Origin of the sequence: Chryseobacterium sp. SN22 (assembly GCF_008329705.1) — a bacterium.
Classification (GTDB): domain Bacteria; phylum Bacteroidota; class Bacteroidia; order Flavobacteriales; family Weeksellaceae; genus Chryseobacterium.
Window position 1 is genome coordinate 39,119 of the sequence record NZ_VTSX01000029.1, and the last position, 15,385, is coordinate 54,503.

Annotated in this window: 30 protein-coding genes; 10 read left to right on the plus strand and 20 right to left on the minus strand. The window is 37.1% G+C overall.

Annotation, left to right across the window (positions count from 1 at the left end):
* Positions 1–8: 8 nt before the first annotated feature.
* Both FY557_RS17525 and FY557_RS17530 read right to left on the minus strand, forming a co-directional pair.
* Positions 9–380: a hypothetical protein gene (locus tag FY557_RS17525; RefSeq protein ID WP_149248541.1), complete on the minus strand. Its 372-nt coding sequence runs from the start codon at positions 378–380 to the stop codon at positions 9–11.
* Complete coding sequence (locus FY557_RS17530) at positions 373–1,059, minus strand: hypothetical protein (RefSeq protein WP_149248542.1); 687 nt, start codon at positions 1,057–1,059, stop codon at positions 373–375. The genes FY557_RS17525 and FY557_RS17530 overlap by 8 nt, the downstream gene beginning before the upstream one ends.
* A 128-nt stretch (positions 1,060–1,187) precedes the next feature.
* On the opposite strand from FY557_RS17530, the gene FY557_RS17535 reads away from it, so the two are divergent.
* The 8 genes from FY557_RS17535 to FY557_RS17565 all read left to right on the plus strand — a co-directional run bounded on the left by FY557_RS17535 (position 1,188) and on the right by FY557_RS17565 (position 3,931).
* Positions 1,188–1,463: a hypothetical protein gene (locus FY557_RS17535; protein WP_149248543.1), complete on the plus strand. Its 276-nt coding sequence runs from the start codon at positions 1,188–1,190 to the stop codon at positions 1,461–1,463.
* Positions 1,464–1,478: 15 nt separating this feature from the next.
* Entirely contained in the window at positions 1,479–1,775 is a 297-nt protein-coding gene (locus FY557_RS17540; RefSeq protein ID WP_149248544.1) for a hypothetical protein, read from the plus strand.
* Positions 1,776–2,055: 280 nt separating this feature from the next.
* Entirely contained in the window at positions 2,056–2,424 is a 369-nt protein-coding gene (locus tag FY557_RS17545; RefSeq protein WP_149248545.1) for a hypothetical protein, read from the plus strand.
* A 5-nt stretch (positions 2,425–2,429) separates the two neighbouring features.
* Positions 2,430–2,552, plus strand: a complete 123-nt coding sequence (locus tag FY557_RS20495; protein ID WP_262713557.1) for a hypothetical protein — start codon at positions 2,430–2,432, stop codon at positions 2,550–2,552.
* Position 2,553: 1 nt separating this feature from the next.
* A complete protein-coding gene (locus FY557_RS17550) occupies positions 2,554–2,859 on the plus strand; it encodes a hypothetical protein (protein ID WP_149248546.1) in 306 nt (101 codons plus the stop codon).
* A gap of 1 nt (position 2,860) precedes the next feature.
* Positions 2,861–3,139, plus strand: coding sequence for a hypothetical protein (locus tag FY557_RS17555; protein WP_149248547.1), 279 nt, complete (start codon positions 2,861–2,863; stop codon positions 3,137–3,139).
* Positions 3,120–3,455, plus strand: coding sequence for a hypothetical protein (locus FY557_RS17560; RefSeq protein ID WP_149248548.1), 336 nt, complete (start codon positions 3,120–3,122; stop codon positions 3,453–3,455). The genes FY557_RS17555 and FY557_RS17560 overlap by 20 nt, the downstream gene beginning before the upstream one ends.
* A gap of 77 nt (positions 3,456–3,532) precedes the next feature.
* Entirely contained in the window at positions 3,533–3,931 is a 399-nt protein-coding gene (locus FY557_RS17565) for a hypothetical protein (RefSeq protein WP_149248549.1), read from the plus strand.
* A 274-nt stretch (positions 3,932–4,205) separates the two neighbouring features.
* Here FY557_RS17565 and FY557_RS20185 read toward each other — a convergent pair whose 3' ends face one another.
* From FY557_RS20185 to FY557_RS17650, 18 genes are all read right to left on the minus strand, one after another.
* Positions 4,206–4,379, minus strand: a complete 174-nt coding sequence (locus FY557_RS20185; RefSeq protein ID WP_228451827.1) for a hypothetical protein — start codon at positions 4,377–4,379, stop codon at positions 4,206–4,208.
* 42 nt (positions 4,380–4,421) lie between these two features.
* Positions 4,422–4,832, minus strand: coding sequence for a hypothetical protein (locus FY557_RS17570; protein WP_149248550.1), 411 nt, complete (start codon positions 4,830–4,832; stop codon positions 4,422–4,424).
* A 59-nt stretch (positions 4,833–4,891) separates the two neighbouring features.
* A complete protein-coding gene (locus FY557_RS17575) occupies positions 4,892–5,176 on the minus strand; it encodes a hypothetical protein (RefSeq protein ID WP_149248551.1) in 285 nt (94 codons plus the stop codon).
* Positions 5,177–5,192: 16 nt separating this feature from the next.
* Positions 5,193–6,236 (minus strand): hypothetical protein, encoded by a 1,044-nt coding sequence (locus tag FY557_RS17580; RefSeq protein ID WP_149248552.1) that lies wholly within the window; start codon positions 6,234–6,236, stop codon positions 5,193–5,195.
* A 46-nt stretch (positions 6,237–6,282) separates the two neighbouring features.
* Positions 6,283–7,662, minus strand: a complete 1,380-nt coding sequence (locus FY557_RS17585; protein ID WP_149248553.1) for a phage portal protein — start codon at positions 7,660–7,662, stop codon at positions 6,283–6,285.
* Positions 7,662–9,113 (minus strand): terminase large subunit domain-containing protein, encoded by a 1,452-nt coding sequence (locus tag FY557_RS17590; protein ID WP_149248554.1) that lies wholly within the window; start codon positions 9,111–9,113, stop codon positions 7,662–7,664. The genes FY557_RS17585 and FY557_RS17590 overlap by 1 nt, the downstream gene beginning before the upstream one ends.
* On the minus strand, positions 9,103–9,606 hold the full coding sequence (locus FY557_RS17595; protein WP_149248555.1) for a terminase: 504 nt from the start codon (positions 9,604–9,606) through the stop codon (positions 9,103–9,105). Before FY557_RS17595 ends, FY557_RS17590 begins: the two co-directional genes overlap by 11 nt.
* 3 nt (positions 9,607–9,609) lie before the next feature.
* Positions 9,610–9,804: a hypothetical protein gene (locus tag FY557_RS17600; protein WP_149248556.1), complete on the minus strand. Its 195-nt coding sequence runs from the start codon at positions 9,802–9,804 to the stop codon at positions 9,610–9,612.
* A 180-nt stretch (positions 9,805–9,984) separates the two neighbouring features.
* Positions 9,985–10,776 carry a DNA methylase gene (locus FY557_RS17605; RefSeq protein WP_149248557.1) on the minus strand — a complete coding sequence of 264 codons (792 nt, stop codon included), beginning with the start codon at positions 10,774–10,776 and terminating at the stop codon, positions 9,985–9,987.
* 2 nt (positions 10,777–10,778) lie between these two features.
* A complete protein-coding gene (locus FY557_RS17610) occupies positions 10,779–11,468 on the minus strand; it encodes a phosphoadenosine phosphosulfate reductase family protein (protein ID WP_149248558.1) in 690 nt (229 codons plus the stop codon).
* 133 nt (positions 11,469–11,601) lie between these two features.
* Positions 11,602–11,940: an ASCH domain-containing protein gene (locus FY557_RS17615; RefSeq protein WP_149248559.1), complete on the minus strand. Its 339-nt coding sequence runs from the start codon at positions 11,938–11,940 to the stop codon at positions 11,602–11,604.
* Positions 11,927–12,346 (minus strand): recombination protein NinG, encoded by a 420-nt coding sequence (locus tag FY557_RS17620; RefSeq protein WP_149248560.1) that lies wholly within the window; start codon positions 12,344–12,346, stop codon positions 11,927–11,929. The genes FY557_RS17615 and FY557_RS17620 overlap by 14 nt, the downstream gene beginning before the upstream one ends.
* A gap of 169 nt (positions 12,347–12,515) precedes the next feature.
* Positions 12,516–12,725 carry a hypothetical protein gene (locus FY557_RS17625; RefSeq protein ID WP_149248561.1) on the minus strand — a complete coding sequence of 70 codons (210 nt, stop codon included), beginning with the start codon at positions 12,723–12,725 and terminating at the stop codon, positions 12,516–12,518.
* 15 nt (positions 12,726–12,740) lie between these two features.
* The gene (locus FY557_RS17630; protein WP_149248562.1) at positions 12,741–13,109 is read right to left on the minus strand and encodes a hypothetical protein; all 369 of its coding nucleotides are present in this window, start codon (positions 13,107–13,109) and stop codon (positions 12,741–12,743) included.
* Positions 13,106–13,366, minus strand: a complete 261-nt coding sequence (locus tag FY557_RS17635) for a hypothetical protein (RefSeq protein WP_149248563.1) — start codon at positions 13,364–13,366, stop codon at positions 13,106–13,108. Before FY557_RS17635 ends, FY557_RS17630 begins: the two co-directional genes overlap by 4 nt.
* 2 nt (positions 13,367–13,368) lie before the next feature.
* Complete coding sequence (locus tag FY557_RS17640) at positions 13,369–13,782, minus strand: SH3 beta-barrel fold-containing protein (protein WP_149248564.1); 414 nt, start codon at positions 13,780–13,782, stop codon at positions 13,369–13,371.
* A gap of 38 nt (positions 13,783–13,820) precedes the next feature.
* The gene (locus FY557_RS17645) at positions 13,821–14,051 is read right to left on the minus strand and encodes a hypothetical protein (protein WP_149248565.1); all 231 of its coding nucleotides are present in this window, start codon (positions 14,049–14,051) and stop codon (positions 13,821–13,823) included.
* 28 nt (positions 14,052–14,079) lie between these two features.
* Positions 14,080–14,343, minus strand: coding sequence for a hypothetical protein (locus FY557_RS17650; protein ID WP_149248566.1), 264 nt, complete (start codon positions 14,341–14,343; stop codon positions 14,080–14,082).
* A gap of 160 nt (positions 14,344–14,503) precedes the next feature.
* On the opposite strand from FY557_RS17650, the gene FY557_RS17655 reads away from it, so the two are divergent.
* Both FY557_RS17655 and FY557_RS17660 read left to right on the plus strand, forming a co-directional pair.
* Positions 14,504–14,764: a helix-turn-helix domain-containing protein gene (locus FY557_RS17655; protein WP_149248567.1), complete on the plus strand. Its 261-nt coding sequence runs from the start codon at positions 14,504–14,506 to the stop codon at positions 14,762–14,764.
* Positions 14,765–14,769: 5 nt separating this feature from the next.
* Positions 14,770–14,997, plus strand: coding sequence for a hypothetical protein (locus tag FY557_RS17660; protein ID WP_149248568.1), 228 nt, complete (start codon positions 14,770–14,772; stop codon positions 14,995–14,997).
* The last annotated feature ends 388 nt before the right edge of the window (positions 14,998–15,385 follow it).

The following is a 15,385-nucleotide window of genomic DNA, read 5'->3' on the forward strand; positions in this document are numbered from 1 at the left end:
ATTATTTTTTAGATGAAGGAGATTCTTGGTAATGCTTTTGCCAAAAGGGCAATTCCCGTCTTTTCAAGGTCAGGCAAAGCGTCAATTCTTGCGGTTCCGGACATGATAATCGCCGCTAAAGGGTAATCATCAATTTTAATATCGTGGCTTACAAGCCCGATTGCCCCGGAAAGGTTTGATGCTGTCAAAGCTGCATTAAGCACTTTGTATCTTCCATCTGCATCAGGAACTACTACGGTTCCTGCTGGAATGACTCCATTTGTGAACCTTGCTGCAGCATCTATCTTCGATACATGCACGCCGCCTGGGTAGGTAGCGTCAATTTGATCGAAAACAACAATCTGCCGGCCCGCTTGGAAGTCAGTATTAATGTTATTCATTGGTTTTTGCTGGTTTTTTAGAATCCAGGTAAGATTGAACATCAGGCGAAACATCTCCCTCTTTTTTAGCCTCTCCGAATAATGGCGTTGCATTGCTTTTCAGTGCCCCGTTTGCAACCGATTGATCATAGGCTTCTGATTTGGCTTTTAGGCTTGTTGCGAAAGCTTCAATTTCCTCATCATTTTGAAATGTTCTTTCAGTCGGTGATTGCGGCAAAAGGTCTAAATATGCTTGAGACACTTTCAGTTCTGTTAATTTTGCTTGCAGTTTTTGAGCATTGGTTTGCTGTGCTTCCTTTGTCTTCATGGCTGTAAGGCTTTCCGCTAGCGTTTTATTGCTTTCAATGATAGCCTTTGCCCATTCAGGAACGTCGCCCGTTGGTGCCGGATTCGGATTTGCTGGCGGATCTGTTGGTTTTGGGTCCGTTGGATCAGCCGACTTCGGGTCTGTGCCTTTCGCCTTTTCCAAATCTTCAATCTTTTTTGCCAACGTTCTGTTTTGGTCAGCGAATGACTGGAATATTGCCAGGTCATCTTCTACCCCTGCTACTGCGTCTGCAATTTCTCCTTCTGTTTTAACCGCCTTTTCAATCTGTTTTGCTTTGGCTTTTAAAATTGTTTCGCTTAACCCCAAATTCTTGTATTTGGTTTTAAGCTCTGCTAGGATTTTTTCAAACATTACTTAGATTGTTAATTATTATTTTACTGACCTCAAAAATATTTTAATTACTATTGGATAACAATATTGTTTTAAGTAATTTAGCACTGTTACTTAAAGTATCTGTTTAATAAACTGTTTTTTGATATATGGATGAAATCTTTAATAAACGTCATGCTGATTTTCTTGGAAAAGACAGCCTTAGATATGCGGAATTGTACGACATAATGCGCCGTCCGCTGATAGATAAAAATGAACTTGCCTCACTCATGCGGGTAGATGTACGTAAGATCAATAAAATGATCACAAACAAGCTGTTCCCCGAAGAACTGATCCGGGGAGGCTATGAATATCGTAAGAAAGGTTTTAAGCTTGCGCTTTTCAAAAGGGAATTGACTTATAAATGGCTTGTTTCAGAAGATTAATAAAAATTATAGTTTATGAATAAAAAAGTAGAAGATGGATTACAAATCCTTTCAAAGGAAACAAATTTTCCAATCGAGAAATTAAGTGATGCTTATAATCGGATAGTAAAAAGTCAAACTATGGATTCCTACGATATACAATATTGGCACGACATAGGAGTTCCAATCGTTATGACCCTAGGTAAGGTTTTAAATAAATCTCACTATGACATAATGAAAATGGTTTCAAATGGAGAAATTAACATTTCAAACTTGGATCAAAGTATTATCCATCTTACTTGCGAAGGCGGACTCTTTGGGCTTAAACAATAAAGGATATGAAGCTAAGACACATCTTAACTGGAATTACTGCAATATTTATTGAAAGGCGAATGGGTTATTTTCGAGAAGTGACAGTAATAAGAGTTCCAGACGGCAGAGAATATTTTGCGCCATCTGGCGAATTCGAAGAGGTTAAAAATTAATAAACTATTAATTCATCAAAATAAATACGCATGTACGAAATATACATATTCATGAAGAAATACGGCATCCTCCCAAGCGGAAAGAAAAACCTTAAACCTAAATTTATTAAACCTAAAAATAAAATACGATGAATATTCAAGATTTAAGAGTTGGAATTACCCTTTATGATTCAGTAAGAGATAAAAACATTAAAATCGAACCGAAGCATTTTAAAGAATTGTTTATTGCTGAAAAAAAATTCTTTGACAGATACAAACCCGTCGAATTGACCGAAGATTTACTTTTAAGGTTAGGTTTTCAGAAAACATACGGATATAGATATAAAGATTTGAAATTGTTAGGTAGATGGATCGTCTATAAATCTTTTGTAGGTGACGAAATAATATCTAAGCCTTTTTTGAGGTTTGACGGAATTGCGGATATTTATGATCTTCACTCATTACAAAATTTCATTTATGTCCTAACCAACACAGAATTAATTCTTAATTCCCAATAATAGTCATGAGTTTAGACGAAATAAAGTCCAACTGGACCAGAACCGACGAACTGATTTACCGTACGCCGGAAATAAAATTTAAGTCCCTGGAAGCTGCGAAAACAAAAGTAATAGCGAAAATTAACTAAAATGAAAAGCGTCCTATTCAATTCTAACCAACATCTACGAGATGCAAACCCCGAATACTCTTATTGCCTATGCTGTGGTAAGCCTTGGAATTTGGTTAAGTCTAAAATTGTTCAAACAAGTGGCAACGGCGGGAGCTTTGCCACTTGTGATGAATGCTGGCACACTTCTTCTTTGGATGAACTGAAACAATATCATGCTGAGCTTTATATTAAACAGAAAGAATCCATCTTAGGCATGAATACCAAAATGGAACATTCTTTAGAACATGTTCTATTTTGTGTTGAAAAAGAATTTTTTAAATTATAATATGAGCAACTTTAATTTCTACAACTTCCTAGAACAGCAAGGCTACGAAAAAGAAACCATTCGTAAAGCCGATGGAACGACATTCTGCACGAACTATCAGAAAGAGCTGGACGAAAACATCTGGAATTCTCTTACGGTTCACGCAGATAAGACAATCACCGGAGCGTCTCCGAAATCCGGATTGGTATTTAAGCAGCGACCTCAGCCGGCATCTGCAGAAGACGCAGCAAATTTATTGAAACTTATTGAAGAGGTACCTGATGAAAGAGAAGACGATTAAAATACCGATCTACCATGGTGAGCTGACGATGATCCTTTGCTCTGACTGGAAAGCGGTAAATGATAAGTACAGCATTGAAGTCTTGCCGAACATGGATGGCGTCGTTTTTAAGCCTGAAACGGACTCTTTGGGCACAGAGTATATTGTAGCTTTCAATCGTCCGCCTGATGGCTCAGTAATAGCCCATGAATCGGTTCATCTGGTAAACCTGCTATCCATTGACAAAGGTTTTCGACCAGACTTCTACAATGATGAACACCAGGCGTACCTAACAGAATGGTTTTATGAGCAAATCGAAAACTTCATAAAAAACTGATTTACCTTTTTTTTCATATATTGTGTTTTCCCGACTGAAGAATAGTAAGTCGGGATTTTTAATCTTAAATTTGAATTATGGACGCTAAAGAATTGAGAATAGGGAACTATGTTTATTACAATGGCTGCCACAGCATAATAACAACCATCGGAAAGAAATCCGTGATTATTGAATTAGGAACAGTAATTAAAGAACATTCTGCATATACAGAAAGTCAAAATCCCAATTTAGACGAAATCGCCGGAATTCTCCTTACAGAAGAATGGCTACTGGATTTTGATTATATAAATACGATTGAAAATTATTGGTCGAATGGCATCTTAGAAATAAGATACGATAATGATAATAAGCATTTCTATTACGAGTATCTTATATCTTCAGGGAGATCTGAAATATTAGTATTACAATACGTTCACCAATTCCAAAATTTATATTTTGCGCTTACCGGAAAAGAATTAACTTTGAAGGAAAATTAATATATGGATAGAATTATTAAAATTAAACACGTAACTGGCGAGCAGATACTAAGCGTATCAGAGACAGATTTTGAGAATTGTAAAAACTTAATAATACAATGTTTAAAAAAAGAAAGGGACATTCTTACCGCCACGAGTGACGATGGATCTCTAAAGTTTTTCCCAGCTAAACTATTACGAAACAGCGTCATAATTTTTGAACCTACGGAAATTGAAAAACAATTACAATCTCAGAAATTATAAAAGTTAAAGCCTCTTAATTGAGGCTTTTTTACTAGTCAATAATTCTCTTTAATCTACTAATTGTTACATCAAATTCTTCTTTAGTAAGAAGTTCTTTTCCATCATTTGTTTTGATTCTAGTACCATTACCTGCTTTTTCGATAGTGCATATATTGTTAATATTAACATATGCAGTTCCTAAAACGGTTAAAACTGTCATGAACATAATTAAAAGTTTTATTTGTTAGTTCACAATAATAAGATTTTTTTATAACGCAGACAAATACTTCCTAAAACTTCCAGAATAAGCAAGCTCTGGATCCTTCACGATTTCACCGCGCCAGTATGAGTGATTTTCGGCTATGTAGTCCTGATCAGCTTCCCGGGCTATCGGTTCTTTAAGATAAATAAGCAGGTTTGCGAAACCATTTGATAATTCCGGATATCGGTCGGGATTTATTTTATTATAGAGCTTTTCAATTCGGCATGAAAGCCTGAGAAATATCCGGCATGTATAATTATCATTGTACAGGTGATAGCAGAAGTACTTTATTTCCGGATAGTCTTGGCCGAAGATGATTTCTTCACAGTACCCCATGAAAGATTCAGTAAGGACGATAAAGTCCATTTCCATACCTTCGGTGAGGCGGTCGTATTCGGCGTGTTCTGCTGACGTCATAATGATCAGCGCAAATATAGACTATTTTACATATTTCCTTTAGTTAAAAAATCATGCTTTTAAATAGAGATTATAGGTATTTTACCAGAATTGTTTTCTATTTCAGACATCAATACAATCTTACCACAAAAATCGCGTAATCGCGCGATTTTTTCAGTTGTGTAAATATTATAAAAATTATCTTCTTCTCCTTGAATTTTAAACATTATTATAAATGCAATCAGTTCATCTTTTTCATTAAATTCAGAAGTATTGACATGATCTTTGCCTTCAAATAATTCTGAGTTTTTCTTTATAAGATAAACATAATTTTCTACACGCTTTTCTGTATTTAAATTGTCCATATTTTATTGTGATTATTTATTTAACAAATTTAGTATTTTCTTGAATAAAATATGGTTTACTTTTCCTTCTTTCAAGCATTTCACGGTTTTCCGCAATCCAGGCAGAGAAATTCCGGGGCACCTCAGCGACATGGTTTGCCGATGCTTCCGGGGATAGGTTTTGCCCATTGTTTATTTCGGTGATTAGCTCAGTCGGTGATTTGAGGATCATAGTCCGGAAACACTTACATGACACATGCCATTTGGACCAGTTGAAATCCTTCGGGTAGGATCCGGCCAGCTCGTCGCACATATCCGGAACCGTATGCTGAGGGCTTAGGTTGATCTTCTGCCCTACTATGTCATTGTTTCCCATGATGCGGATCTGTTCGGCTTCTCTGTATGCGGTATTGATCTCATTGGCCGCTAATCGCAGGGCATTCTTATGAGCGGACCGGTAAACGCCTTGGCCCGGATGGTATGCCTGGGCGTTTTTGCTGAGCTGCAGGTTTCCGTGCTTATCTCTCACACGGCGAAACAGCTTATCGGGCTCGTTGAGGTTGTGTTTGATCTTTCGGGCAAGGTCTTTCGCTGACATACCTTCACTGAGCGCATCACCCACGGCAATTTCCAGGTTTTCCTTAGTCTGCTTTGTGATATTCCAAACTCTTTCGGAAACGGTGAATTTCCCCTTCTTTCGCTCTTGAAATGCTTCGAGTGCTTTTTTATTAGCCGACTGCGTGGAGATTTTCCGCATACGTGCATCATAGGCAGCGGCCGGCACCTTGTTTTTTACCTGGTTGAGGTTCTGGGCAAGCAGATCATTGACTTTAGCATTTCCGAAATCCCATTCATATTCTGTGTAGACTTTGATCCTGGAAAGCAGACCATTATTATATGTCATCAAAGCTTCATTCACCTGCTTGGTGATCCGTCCATAATCCTTCCACCGGAACATCTTGTCTGATACCTTCAGGTTTACAACCAGTAAGGCTATTTCCCGCACTAAATTGTCATACAGCCCATTTACTGAGCTGAGGTATTTGTTTATCCGTAGAAGGTGCTTTTCGTCTGGGGTCATACTCCGTCGTACTCTTTACCAATAACTGTATCTGTTTTCATTTTGCTTATATTAAATCGTTACTTGCTTTCTTTTCCATTTCAGCGCTAATCTCTTCAAGTTCCTGTTCCACGTCCTTCACCCCGGCCCGTTCCATTGTTGTTTTCTGACTGAAAAGTGGTTGATTTCCGTTCACGGTCATCAGCATTTCATAGAATTTCGCTTCATTGTTGATGATGTATGGGGTAATTACCGGCTCAGCATCCAAATCACTATTGCGGAAACCCGTATTCATTAATTGAAGAAATGATTTCACTATCGACATTCTGCGCTTCAGGGCCGGCACATATACGCTCATCTTATCCATCACCTTCAGGTGTGGCAGCATGAAGAGAAAAGCAGCGTTTTCAGTGGCCAGCATATTTCCGAGGCCTTCGAGTGCTTCAGGTGAAATATTGACGGAATTCGTCATTTTGTAGAGAATTGTTTCTAGGTTCTCTTTCTCTGCAGCTAAATTCTCACTTGCATTTGGAGGCTGAACAAATTCCAAGCTTGAATCTTTTTCCATCTCAAAAACTTTTCCTGTGTTTTTTGATGAATTGCCATTAACCTTACCGCTAATAGCTAAAATAGGTGCTGAGAATTTTTTATTAACTTCTCCTGTGTCACTTGTGATTTCCTCAAGCCTTTCAATCGCTTTCTGCGCCCTTGACCACTCAACATTATCAAATGAATACCAAACTATAGGAATTTTGCCGATTGGATTTGCTGTCTCTGATAGAAGCTCGATCCCGTCGTTGGCCTCACGAAGGATTGCAATACGTTCAGCGGTGTAGATTTCGTAATATTTTACTTTCTGGCCATTGATTCGTTTTTCGTACTCCCTTAGTACCGCGATCAAGTCACCCTGATCATTAAAATAGGGGTATAGCTTGTTTTTATCTGGTGTAAGCAATGTTACTTTCAAACGGTATTGTGATTGGAAACCATAATAATTGTTCGGCTCTTCATCTGTCCACCATAATTCTGCACATTGAGTGAATCTCCCGTTGCTTTTTGCTATTTCTCTATCGACAAATATAATTTTCTCCTTATCCAGTATTTTCAGATAAGCGTCATATAAGGTTGAGTCCTCAATATTGTTAGTATACTTCACCGGATTACCGAAAAGAAAAGTAACTGCTATTGTGACGATCTCTTTTTGGTAAGCAAGCGGGATACGGTTTAATTTCTCTATGCGCTTTCCCTCTTTTTTCTGTCCTGATTCATCGATGTAGTCATAATCAACAATCCTATCCGGATAATTATATAGATCGGTCATTATACGGTGCTTGTGTTCATCCCATTCATTATTGAATTGCTCAATATTAGGAAGCTGTAGACCGTTATCCTTAAGGTATGCTATTTTTTCACCGATGGTGTTGAGGTTGTTAAATTTTTCGTCCATTATATCATTGATGCTAATCTGTTCAAATTGTTTCTTATTGGCTTATTAAAATCGAAATATCCTCGTAACAAGATCATATCTCGATAATCTGGCGAATTTCCTGTATTTTCTTTTATTACTGCTTTTGTAACCAAAGTCACTGTGTCATATTCAGGGTCTTGCTCTATGCTGTCGAGTTCTTCTTTTATTCTTTCTTCCTGTTTTGTACTAAGTTCAGCAGATATGTACATTTTGTTTTTATTGATTATCTTTTCTGCCAGATAAACCAGTAGCTGCGTTTGCGCGTTTTTATATTTCGGCGTATCCTTCTCATCTCCCAGGTCTTCATCGAACGGCCTACCATTGTTTGTAAAGCCTATGATATCCAGATTGTCTACTACTCCACCTCCTACACCATCGGCATCAGCGATACACTGATCTTTCGGAATCCCGTGCTTTTGCTGCAGGGCTTTAATACATGCCTGGATTTCCGTTGTCTTACTGATTTCAAACTCATGTACTTCGATCAATTCCCAATCTTCCCATACACCAATGACCGCTAAATCGGATCCGAACCGGGCAACGTCGGCTGTGATATACTTTTTCTTCTCATTTACTAGGTGGTCATTCCGGAACAGGTCGAGTATTTTATCATAGATGCAGAGTTTATACGGATTATCATCATATTCCCAATTTCCATTTAGAAGCCTTTCCTTTTTTGCCTTGTCTGTTGTACTTCTTAATTGTTCTATGTAAAAACTTTCAATGAACGGGTTATCTTGCACGAATGCTGGTAAATATATCTGTGTAGGAAGTAACCGATTTTCATTTGAGGCCTTATAAAAATGTGAGTACATCCAATTTTTCTTTGGGTTACAAGTGACAAAGATTTTTGGAACCAGATTAAACTCATCATTTAATTGTCTCCCAACCCTGGTTTTTAAAGTATCAAATGCCCCAAAATTTACCTCTCCACCTTCCTCAATCCATCCTCCTGTGTATTCAAGGGATCCGAACCTCTCATAGTGTTCGTCGCTTGGTAAATATTGTAACTTCAATAAGTCAATACGAGAACCGTTCTTAAATTCAATAAAATTATCTTGTCCGTTGTACTTATGTTCGCTTCTAGGAATATTGTACGCTTTACAAACTTTACTAAACGTTTTTAATGTCGATTCTCTAAGACTTTTTAAGCTTTCCCGTCCGACAAACCACCTAGTATCAGGATAAGCCAAAGATGAAAACAAAACCCAAGCAACACCTGTCCAAGATTTAGCACCGCCTGCTGCACCACCATACAAAAATTCTCTGGTATTCTTATCTGTTAGAATTTTTAACGCTTCCTCTTGCTTTAAGTGCTTTTTGCCCTCATGAATAGTTATAAAATCAAAATTTCCTCTTTTAAATTTAGCTACGTAAATTTCATAGAGTTGTGTTGTGATCTGTGCAACTTTAATTTTATCATTCCTCATTTGATTTTAAGGCATTTTCTAATTCATCAAGAGCGGAATCCGAAAGACTATCCAGATTAACACTTCGCTTATCATCAATCTCCACTTCCTTCTTGTCTCTCCAATGTTCCGGCTGACGGTTTTTAAGCCAGAATATTGTTGCAATCATGTCAGGTGGGAAATATTCTTCAACGTCATGCACTTCTACTGTATCGTATAGCTTTCCGCTTTCCTCATCTACCTTTTTTAGCTTAAATGCCTGCTTATGTTTTTGGGTATGTCCTAGTGCTCGTTTGTAGAGCGTGGATACCACATTTGCGTCAGCTTCGATTTTTCCCTTTTTTATGGACTCGGAAAAATCTGGGTATTTCTTCTGCCATTGGTAGAGAGTATCCGGATTTATTTCTAAGGCACCTGCCATCTGTACATCTGTCAATCCAAGCAAAGAATACTTCAATGCTTGTTTAGGATGTAAATCCGGATCGTATTTTGTCTTTCTACCTCTTGTTGCCATATTTTATACTTCTGGTGAATTTTCCTTAAGGTAATCGAAAAGCCACATTGCTCCTGCTTTAAAGTCGTCGGCAATAGCATCTTTAGCTGATACGAATTCCTCGTCATTATACTGCTCTTCTCCTAGCACTTCTTTACAGTGTTTTTGTGCCTGTGTTTCTAAAAGTTCTTTTAACTGTTCTTTGCTTAAATTGTTCATAACTATTGAAATTTTGATTTATTCTTTTGACTTGTTACATGCCATCCACCGCATTCTTTGCAGTAATATTTCCGTTTCGGTATCTTGCTTCGGCTGCTTGCGTGCTTGCATTTATGAATGACGTCGCTTGCTTCTCTCTCTGTGGTGTACATGAATTTGCTGCATGTACTTGCTTGCTTATCAACCCGCATACACTTCTTCCATTTTTTCCTGAAGTTCTTCGCCTTTGATGAATTTATCTTCCGGATCAAATCCCAGGTATTCGAGAAACATTGCTTTAGCATCATAATCTGAGAAGCTGACGGTAAAATATGGGTCACCTTGCAATACGGCGTTTTCCTTGACCTTTTCCTTGATCTCTTTGATCTTTGCTTTTTTTTCCTCCGGCGTCAATTCTTCGGCATCTTTACGCTCCATTTGATGTATGCTGGCTTCAGAGGTATGCTTAGCGTTGCTCAATTCTTGTGAGATTGACTTCTCGTATTCTGCATTGATCTTCTTTTCTTCCTGAGGCTCGAATGAAGGTATTTCGATATGATCTGTCTGCGGTAGCTCGACTTCAATCATGGATACATCCACATCATCAAGCCCGGCAAGTACTGCATCAATATCCGGAAAAATCTGAGCGAGCTTCTTGTAGTCCATTTCGCCCTGAACTGCTTTAGAGTTGAAGAAAACATTTAATTCCTTCTCTTTCTTCAGGCCCACATCGATCACCTCTACTTTGATTTCGTAGTCATTCCCGGCTTCATACTTGTTCACCTCATCGGCAATGTTCAGTTTCTGATGACCTGATACCAGGTTGCCGGTCTGCTTGTTCCAAACCATACCCCCAATGATGCCATTTTCCTTTATGTTTTTCTTCAGGGCTTTTCTTGCTTCGTTGGTGATGCTCCGGGGATTGTAGTCGGCAGGTTTGATCTGTGAACGCTTCAGAACGATCGTTTCTGATTGCTTCAATTTATTATCCATGCTTATTGTTTTGTTTGATAATCGTATTCGAAAAGTATTCGTTGGCAATCTGGAAATTCTGCAATTACTTTTTTTAGATCATTTGGGTAATTTTTCCTACACCAGAGCAGAAAAGCAATATCTTCAATGTCTGTTCCTGATGATCTTCTATTTGCCTGCCCGTAATTGATTGGTTCAATAAGCCTTTCCTTTCTAATGTATGCTAAAACCTGCTTATTGTTCCAGTTTGAAAGCGGGTATAGCTTTTTCCCGGCATCACTTGTCATTTCATCAGGATAAGTATTAAGCATCAATCTACGGTTTAAAGAATCGTTTTTCTTAAATCCCATTACCGCCCATTCAATTCCTGTTTCTGCTTTTATTTTATCATTGATTTTAGCAACGTTCCATTCGGCATACTTTACAGAATCTGTTCCGTACATTCCTAATTTCTTATTGTTGTAATATGCATAATGTGGTGTCTGGATAAATCTACAGTTAGAATATTTCTTTTCAGCCCAATTGATATGTCGGTTGATATGTTCCAGGTCTTTAACCATATACATGTACACACAGACAATTTCTTTGAAATGTGGAGCCAACATATTTAGAAGACAAATGCTATCTTTTCCTGCACCAGAATGAAACAGAATAACTCTATCCACTTTTGCGGATAGAGTTTTAATACAGTTTAGGGTTGCTGCTAAATCCATTATCTTCTAACGGTTCCAACTCTCACGCGGCTTCTCATTGGAAAACCACCAGAATTATTGATAGCTCTTACAGCTCTTGACTGATTAGATCCACTTTTAGGCTCTCTCATTGCTTCATTTTTTTTGGTTAAACTTATATATTGAGACTTTCACAATTTATTTTTTCGATGATTTCGCCCAGCTCTATTACAAAATTGCAATTGTCAGTAGTAAACTCTTCATCGTCTTTATTATCTGCTTCTACTAGAATACCTCTACATTCTACAATCATTTGCTTTTTTGAGTAACCTAACTGAAATCTGATTACATCATATTTTTGAACATCAATTAAATCACCTTTAGAGTCTGTGACTGCAAGACGTTTAATGTAACGATCAGTAAAATCACGATATTCTTCTTTCTTTTCACCGCTTAGAATTTTTAAAAACCACTCTTTAGTAAGAATTAAATACAGCTCTTTACGTTCGTTCATATTTCAGTTTTTCTATTTGTTCAATTAAAAAATCACGGCTGTATTTAAAGCCAGATAATGCCGCTTTTTGCTCGAGCTGAAGTAACCGACGCTCGCCAATCTTTTGCAGTAAATTAGCCCGGTACGGTATCAAATTCGCGCTTAAATGCCGGTTGCACCTGATACATTGCCCGTGAATGTTATCGAGGTCGAATTTCACCGCCCGATACGCAAGCGGTTCTTTCGGGTAGTAATGCCCCGCATTCATCTGCTTTGCCGGTTTCAGCTCTTGGCATGAAATACAGATGAAATACCCGTTTACGCTATCACGCCGTCTTATTTTGGCGTTTATCAGGTCTTGCAACCGATCTTCTAGCCACGAAATAGATCGGCCCTTATATCGGTTCTTTATTTCATCGGTAATCATCAAAGGCAAATATATTTAACGACCTGATTTATTGCAATATAAAACCCTGCTCACATTGGCCTATTTCAATATTTCACGCTTTAAAAACCGTTTTTATTACATGAAAAAACCACCCTATAAAATAGGGTGGTTAAATTTTGCTATATGCGCAATAATATTTAGCGGTATTTTAAATTCTTGACTTGTTTAAATATTCGTCTAATGAGCCTTTTTTGGCCTTTACTTTTGATATTAAGATATTTTTATCGTCTAAAATCAAAAGCTTGTCATTTTCTTCATTACCGAATATTTTAATATCATTTCGGTCAATTCTGATAAAGTATAAATCATTTTTATAATCAATATACTTTTTGCCGTATTCATTAATTTTAATGGTCATAATTTTTTTTTGTTTTTAAAAGTTTATTCTTTCGATTATTTCGCCTAAATGTATTGTAAAGTCACGCTTCAGCGTAACGCCCTTTATTTCGACCACCATACGCCGGGCGCCGGGGTGATAACCCTCTTGAAGTATTACGGTGCGGTAATTTTTAAAGCTGATGATCTGGCCGGTCTTTTTGTCGATGTTGCAAAGCCTCGATTTATAGAAATCGGTGCCGTCGCGATATTCGTCGGTTTTCGAGCCGTTTTCGATAGCATTAAACCAGATCGACTGCATGACTAAGTAAAGCGGCTTTTTTTGCTCTATTTCGTCTATCGAGTATATTTGTGCGGGTTTTACTACTTTAGTGATCATACGGCGGCGTAGGGCGGTGTTTTTCATGCTTTATCTTCTTTAAGAATATATTCTAGTGACCAATATTTACCTTTGCTTGTTGAATATAATCTATATTCTAATTGCTCTGTTAAAATATAAAAATCGGTTGTAGTAAGTTTTGTTTTGAAATGACTATTTAGCGTCTTTTCATTAATACCTATCGTATTTTTACTATTTCTTTTAATGAGCCTGCATAGTTCTCTTACCTCTTCTTTGAATTCGGGTATAGAGACTTCAATTTTTCTCTTTTCGATGGTAATCATAATTATTTTGTTTTTACGAATTTAAATCTTTTTCTAATAAGTTTGGCCGGTGTTTTCTTCAAAACTGCAGCGGCTCTGTTCTCTGGGGTTCGGGCCGGTTCGATCATTATAAAGTTTTCGATCTTAAAACACCTGAAGGCGCCGGCTTCAATATCAAAGTAAGTGAATACTTTCGGGTTAGGCTGGTTCTGGGTCTTAAATTCATAATCGATCTTAAGCGTGCCGGTAGCCTTTCTTATTTCACCGTCTTTTTTCTCGAAATAAAAAGTCACTTCACCCTGATGCATTTCTTTATTGATACGGTACAGCTGCCAAGCCTTACGCAGGCAATCTGCCCACTCTTTACCCGTTTCGTTCATTATGTGATATGCTCTAAGCATTACTGTTTTTCTGAAAGATATTGAAGAGGTTTTCATATTGCGAAAATTTTGTTTTTTACCACCAAAAGCGGGTATTACCCCGCTGATTTTTTAATTTGGTCTAAAAACATTTTGTTTGACTCGATTAGCTTGCTTAGATCTTCGCAGTTTGAAATCATCTGCACCAGATCAAGCCTTGGCACTTCGTTAATCTGATTTAATAAATTGCAGTAATTACTGAGGGCAATCGCCTGCATTAAGTATATTTCTGTTTTCTTCTGCTGTGCCTCGTTTTGAGCTTTAATTTTGTTTAATTTTCTATTCATGATCTTTATTATTTATTAAGGGTTAATATTAAGCTACTTTATCATTTTCAATGTTTGCTTCTTCAGACCATACACCGAAGACCCAATCAATAGCCTGATCTTGCCAGTATTTTAATTCAAATTGACCAGTAACACCATTTTCAGTGTAGGTGATAATGATTGCCTCGTTTTCTGGTTTGAAAAAAACTTCTGCAGAACCGTCAATATTGAAATCTTCTTTTGCATTTTCATACCAGTTGTTTAGTCTTACTTGTGTATAATTGAGTGTCTGAGTTAATGTAATTGCTTTCATATCGTTTGTCTTATTTATTTGTTTTACTTTTCTGATACAGCAAATATATAATGTTTCAGGTATATGAAACAAATTAATTTATGTTAAAATATGTTAAATGTTTTATTGATGTAAAACTTTAATTGATATATATACTATTTTTGTTTCATAATTATGAAATATGAAATTTAGAATTGAAGAACTGATGGACCTTAAGGGTTTTAATAATGTGAAACTTGCCAGAGAATTAGGCGTTACCCGTAGTACGATAACTAATAATTTAAAAAAACCTACCCTTGAAACCCTGGATAGGATCGCAAAGGTTTTAGATGTGAAAATATCTGATCTTATTATTGAAGATGAGCAGGAAACCCTGGAACCTATTTATAAGAAAGATGAAAAGGGAAAGGAAATTGTAATTGGATTTTTAAAAAAACACTAGGACTTATGATAGATTTAGTTTTCACTACTGAAAGGCCGCGGGAAAATGGTTATTATTATGTTATTTGGACGGAAGTAGACGATCCTGAATTAGTTTGGATTGATTATTTTACTTTAGATGGTGAAGAATTTTGGACTTGGCGATGGGATCCATCCGATGATCCAGAAGATCTTTTTCTTGATATTTTAAATCCTGACAACATACAATTCTCCCAGATCATAAACTTAAAATAAAAAAAGCCCCGGATGTCGGGGCTTGATATTATGAGAAGACTGTTTCTTTAAAACTACTTCGAGTACATTGCTGGGATAAAGTTTTACTTTACCAAATCAAGCATCTGGAAAAAATCTAAATCTGAGGGGTAAAAGAATACATAAAGTATTTAAACAAAAAATAAGGAGCCGATAAGCTCCTTATTTGTTTTTGCATTACCCCCGCTTGGGGGTTGTTTTGGGGGTTAACCTGGCGTAAAGCCCCTAAAATACGTGCGATAAGTGACCCCGGAGGGACTACTAACAATATTTCGCTTCGTTTCTATTTAGTTCATTTCATTTATTTTCAGCACATTATGATTTTAAACAAATCGTGATGATTTCTACTGATCTATTTATTATCGGGGGC

Coding starts and splice junctions, on each gene's coding strand:
- FY557_RS17660 (WP_149248568.1), top strand. CDS start 14,770: ATGATAGATTTAGTTTTCACTACTGAAAGGCCGCGGGAAAATGGTTAT.
- FY557_RS17600 (WP_149248556.1), bottom strand. CDS start 9,804: ATGAACAATTTAAGCAAAGAACAGTTAAAAGAACTTTTAGAAACACAG.
- FY557_RS17545 (WP_149248545.1), top strand. CDS start 2,056: ATGAATATTCAAGATTTAAGAGTTGGAATTACCCTTTATGATTCAGTA.
- FY557_RS17590 (WP_149248554.1), bottom strand. CDS start 9,113: ATGAGGAATGATAAAATTAAAGTTGCACAGATCACAACACAACTCTAT.
- FY557_RS20495 (WP_262713557.1), top strand. CDS start 2,430: ATGAGTTTAGACGAAATAAAGTCCAACTGGACCAGAACCGACGAACTG.
- FY557_RS17640 (WP_149248564.1), bottom strand. CDS start 13,782: ATGAAAACCTCTTCAATATCTTTCAGAAAAACAGTAATGCTTAGAGCA.
- FY557_RS17565 (WP_149248549.1), top strand. CDS start 3,533: ATGGACGCTAAAGAATTGAGAATAGGGAACTATGTTTATTACAATGGC.
- FY557_RS17580 (WP_149248552.1), bottom strand. CDS start 6,236: ATGACCCCAGACGAAAAGCACCTTCTACGGATAAACAAATACCTCAGC.
- FY557_RS17630 (WP_149248562.1), bottom strand. CDS start 13,109: ATGAAAAACACCGCCCTACGCCGCCGTATGATCACTAAAGTAGTAAAA.
- FY557_RS17530 (WP_149248542.1), bottom strand. CDS start 1,059: ATGTTTGAAAAAATCCTAGCAGAGCTTAAAACCAAATACAAGAATTTG.
- FY557_RS17555 (WP_149248547.1), top strand. CDS start 2,861: ATGAGCAACTTTAATTTCTACAACTTCCTAGAACAGCAAGGCTACGAA.
- FY557_RS17525 (WP_149248541.1), bottom strand. CDS start 380: ATGAATAACATTAATACTGACTTCCAAGCGGGCCGGCAGATTGTTGTT.
- FY557_RS17585 (WP_149248553.1), bottom strand. CDS start 7,662: ATGGACGAAAAATTTAACAACCTCAACACCATCGGTGAAAAAATAGCA.
- FY557_RS17645 (WP_149248565.1), bottom strand. CDS start 14,051: ATGAATAGAAAATTAAACAAAATTAAAGCTCAAAACGAGGCACAGCAG.
- FY557_RS17535 (WP_149248543.1), top strand. CDS start 1,188: ATGGATGAAATCTTTAATAAACGTCATGCTGATTTTCTTGGAAAAGAC.
- FY557_RS17655 (WP_149248567.1), top strand. CDS start 14,504: ATGAAATTTAGAATTGAAGAACTGATGGACCTTAAGGGTTTTAATAAT.
- FY557_RS17615 (WP_149248559.1), bottom strand. CDS start 11,940: ATGAACGAACGTAAAGAGCTGTATTTAATTCTTACTAAAGAGTGGTTT.
- FY557_RS17620 (WP_149248560.1), bottom strand. CDS start 12,346: ATGATTACCGATGAAATAAAGAACCGATATAAGGGCCGATCTATTTCG.
- FY557_RS17650 (WP_149248566.1), bottom strand. CDS start 14,343: ATGAAAGCAATTACATTAACTCAGACACTCAATTATACACAAGTAAGA.
- FY557_RS20185 (WP_228451827.1), bottom strand. CDS start 4,379: ATGTTCATGACAGTTTTAACCGTTTTAGGAACTGCATATGTTAATATT.
- FY557_RS17635 (WP_149248563.1), bottom strand. CDS start 13,366: ATGATTACCATCGAAAAGAGAAAAATTGAAGTCTCTATACCCGAATTC.
- FY557_RS17560 (WP_149248548.1), top strand. CDS start 3,120: ATGAAAGAGAAGACGATTAAAATACCGATCTACCATGGTGAGCTGACG.
- FY557_RS17575 (WP_149248551.1), bottom strand. CDS start 5,176: ATGGACAATTTAAATACAGAAAAGCGTGTAGAAAATTATGTTTATCTT.
- FY557_RS17570 (WP_149248550.1), bottom strand. CDS start 4,832: ATGACGTCAGCAGAACACGCCGAATACGACCGCCTCACCGAAGGTATG.
- FY557_RS17595 (WP_149248555.1), bottom strand. CDS start 9,606: ATGGCAACAAGAGGTAGAAAGACAAAATACGATCCGGATTTACATCCT.
- FY557_RS17625 (WP_149248561.1), bottom strand. CDS start 12,725: ATGACCATTAAAATTAATGAATACGGCAAAAAGTATATTGATTATAAA.
- FY557_RS17540 (WP_149248544.1), top strand. CDS start 1,479: ATGAATAAAAAAGTAGAAGATGGATTACAAATCCTTTCAAAGGAAACA.
- FY557_RS17605 (WP_149248557.1), bottom strand. CDS start 10,776: ATGGATAATAAATTGAAGCAATCAGAAACGATCGTTCTGAAGCGTTCA.
- FY557_RS17550 (WP_149248546.1), top strand. CDS start 2,554: ATGAAAAGCGTCCTATTCAATTCTAACCAACATCTACGAGATGCAAAC.
- FY557_RS17610 (WP_149248558.1), bottom strand. CDS start 11,468: ATGGATTTAGCAGCAACCCTAAACTGTATTAAAACTCTATCCGCAAAA.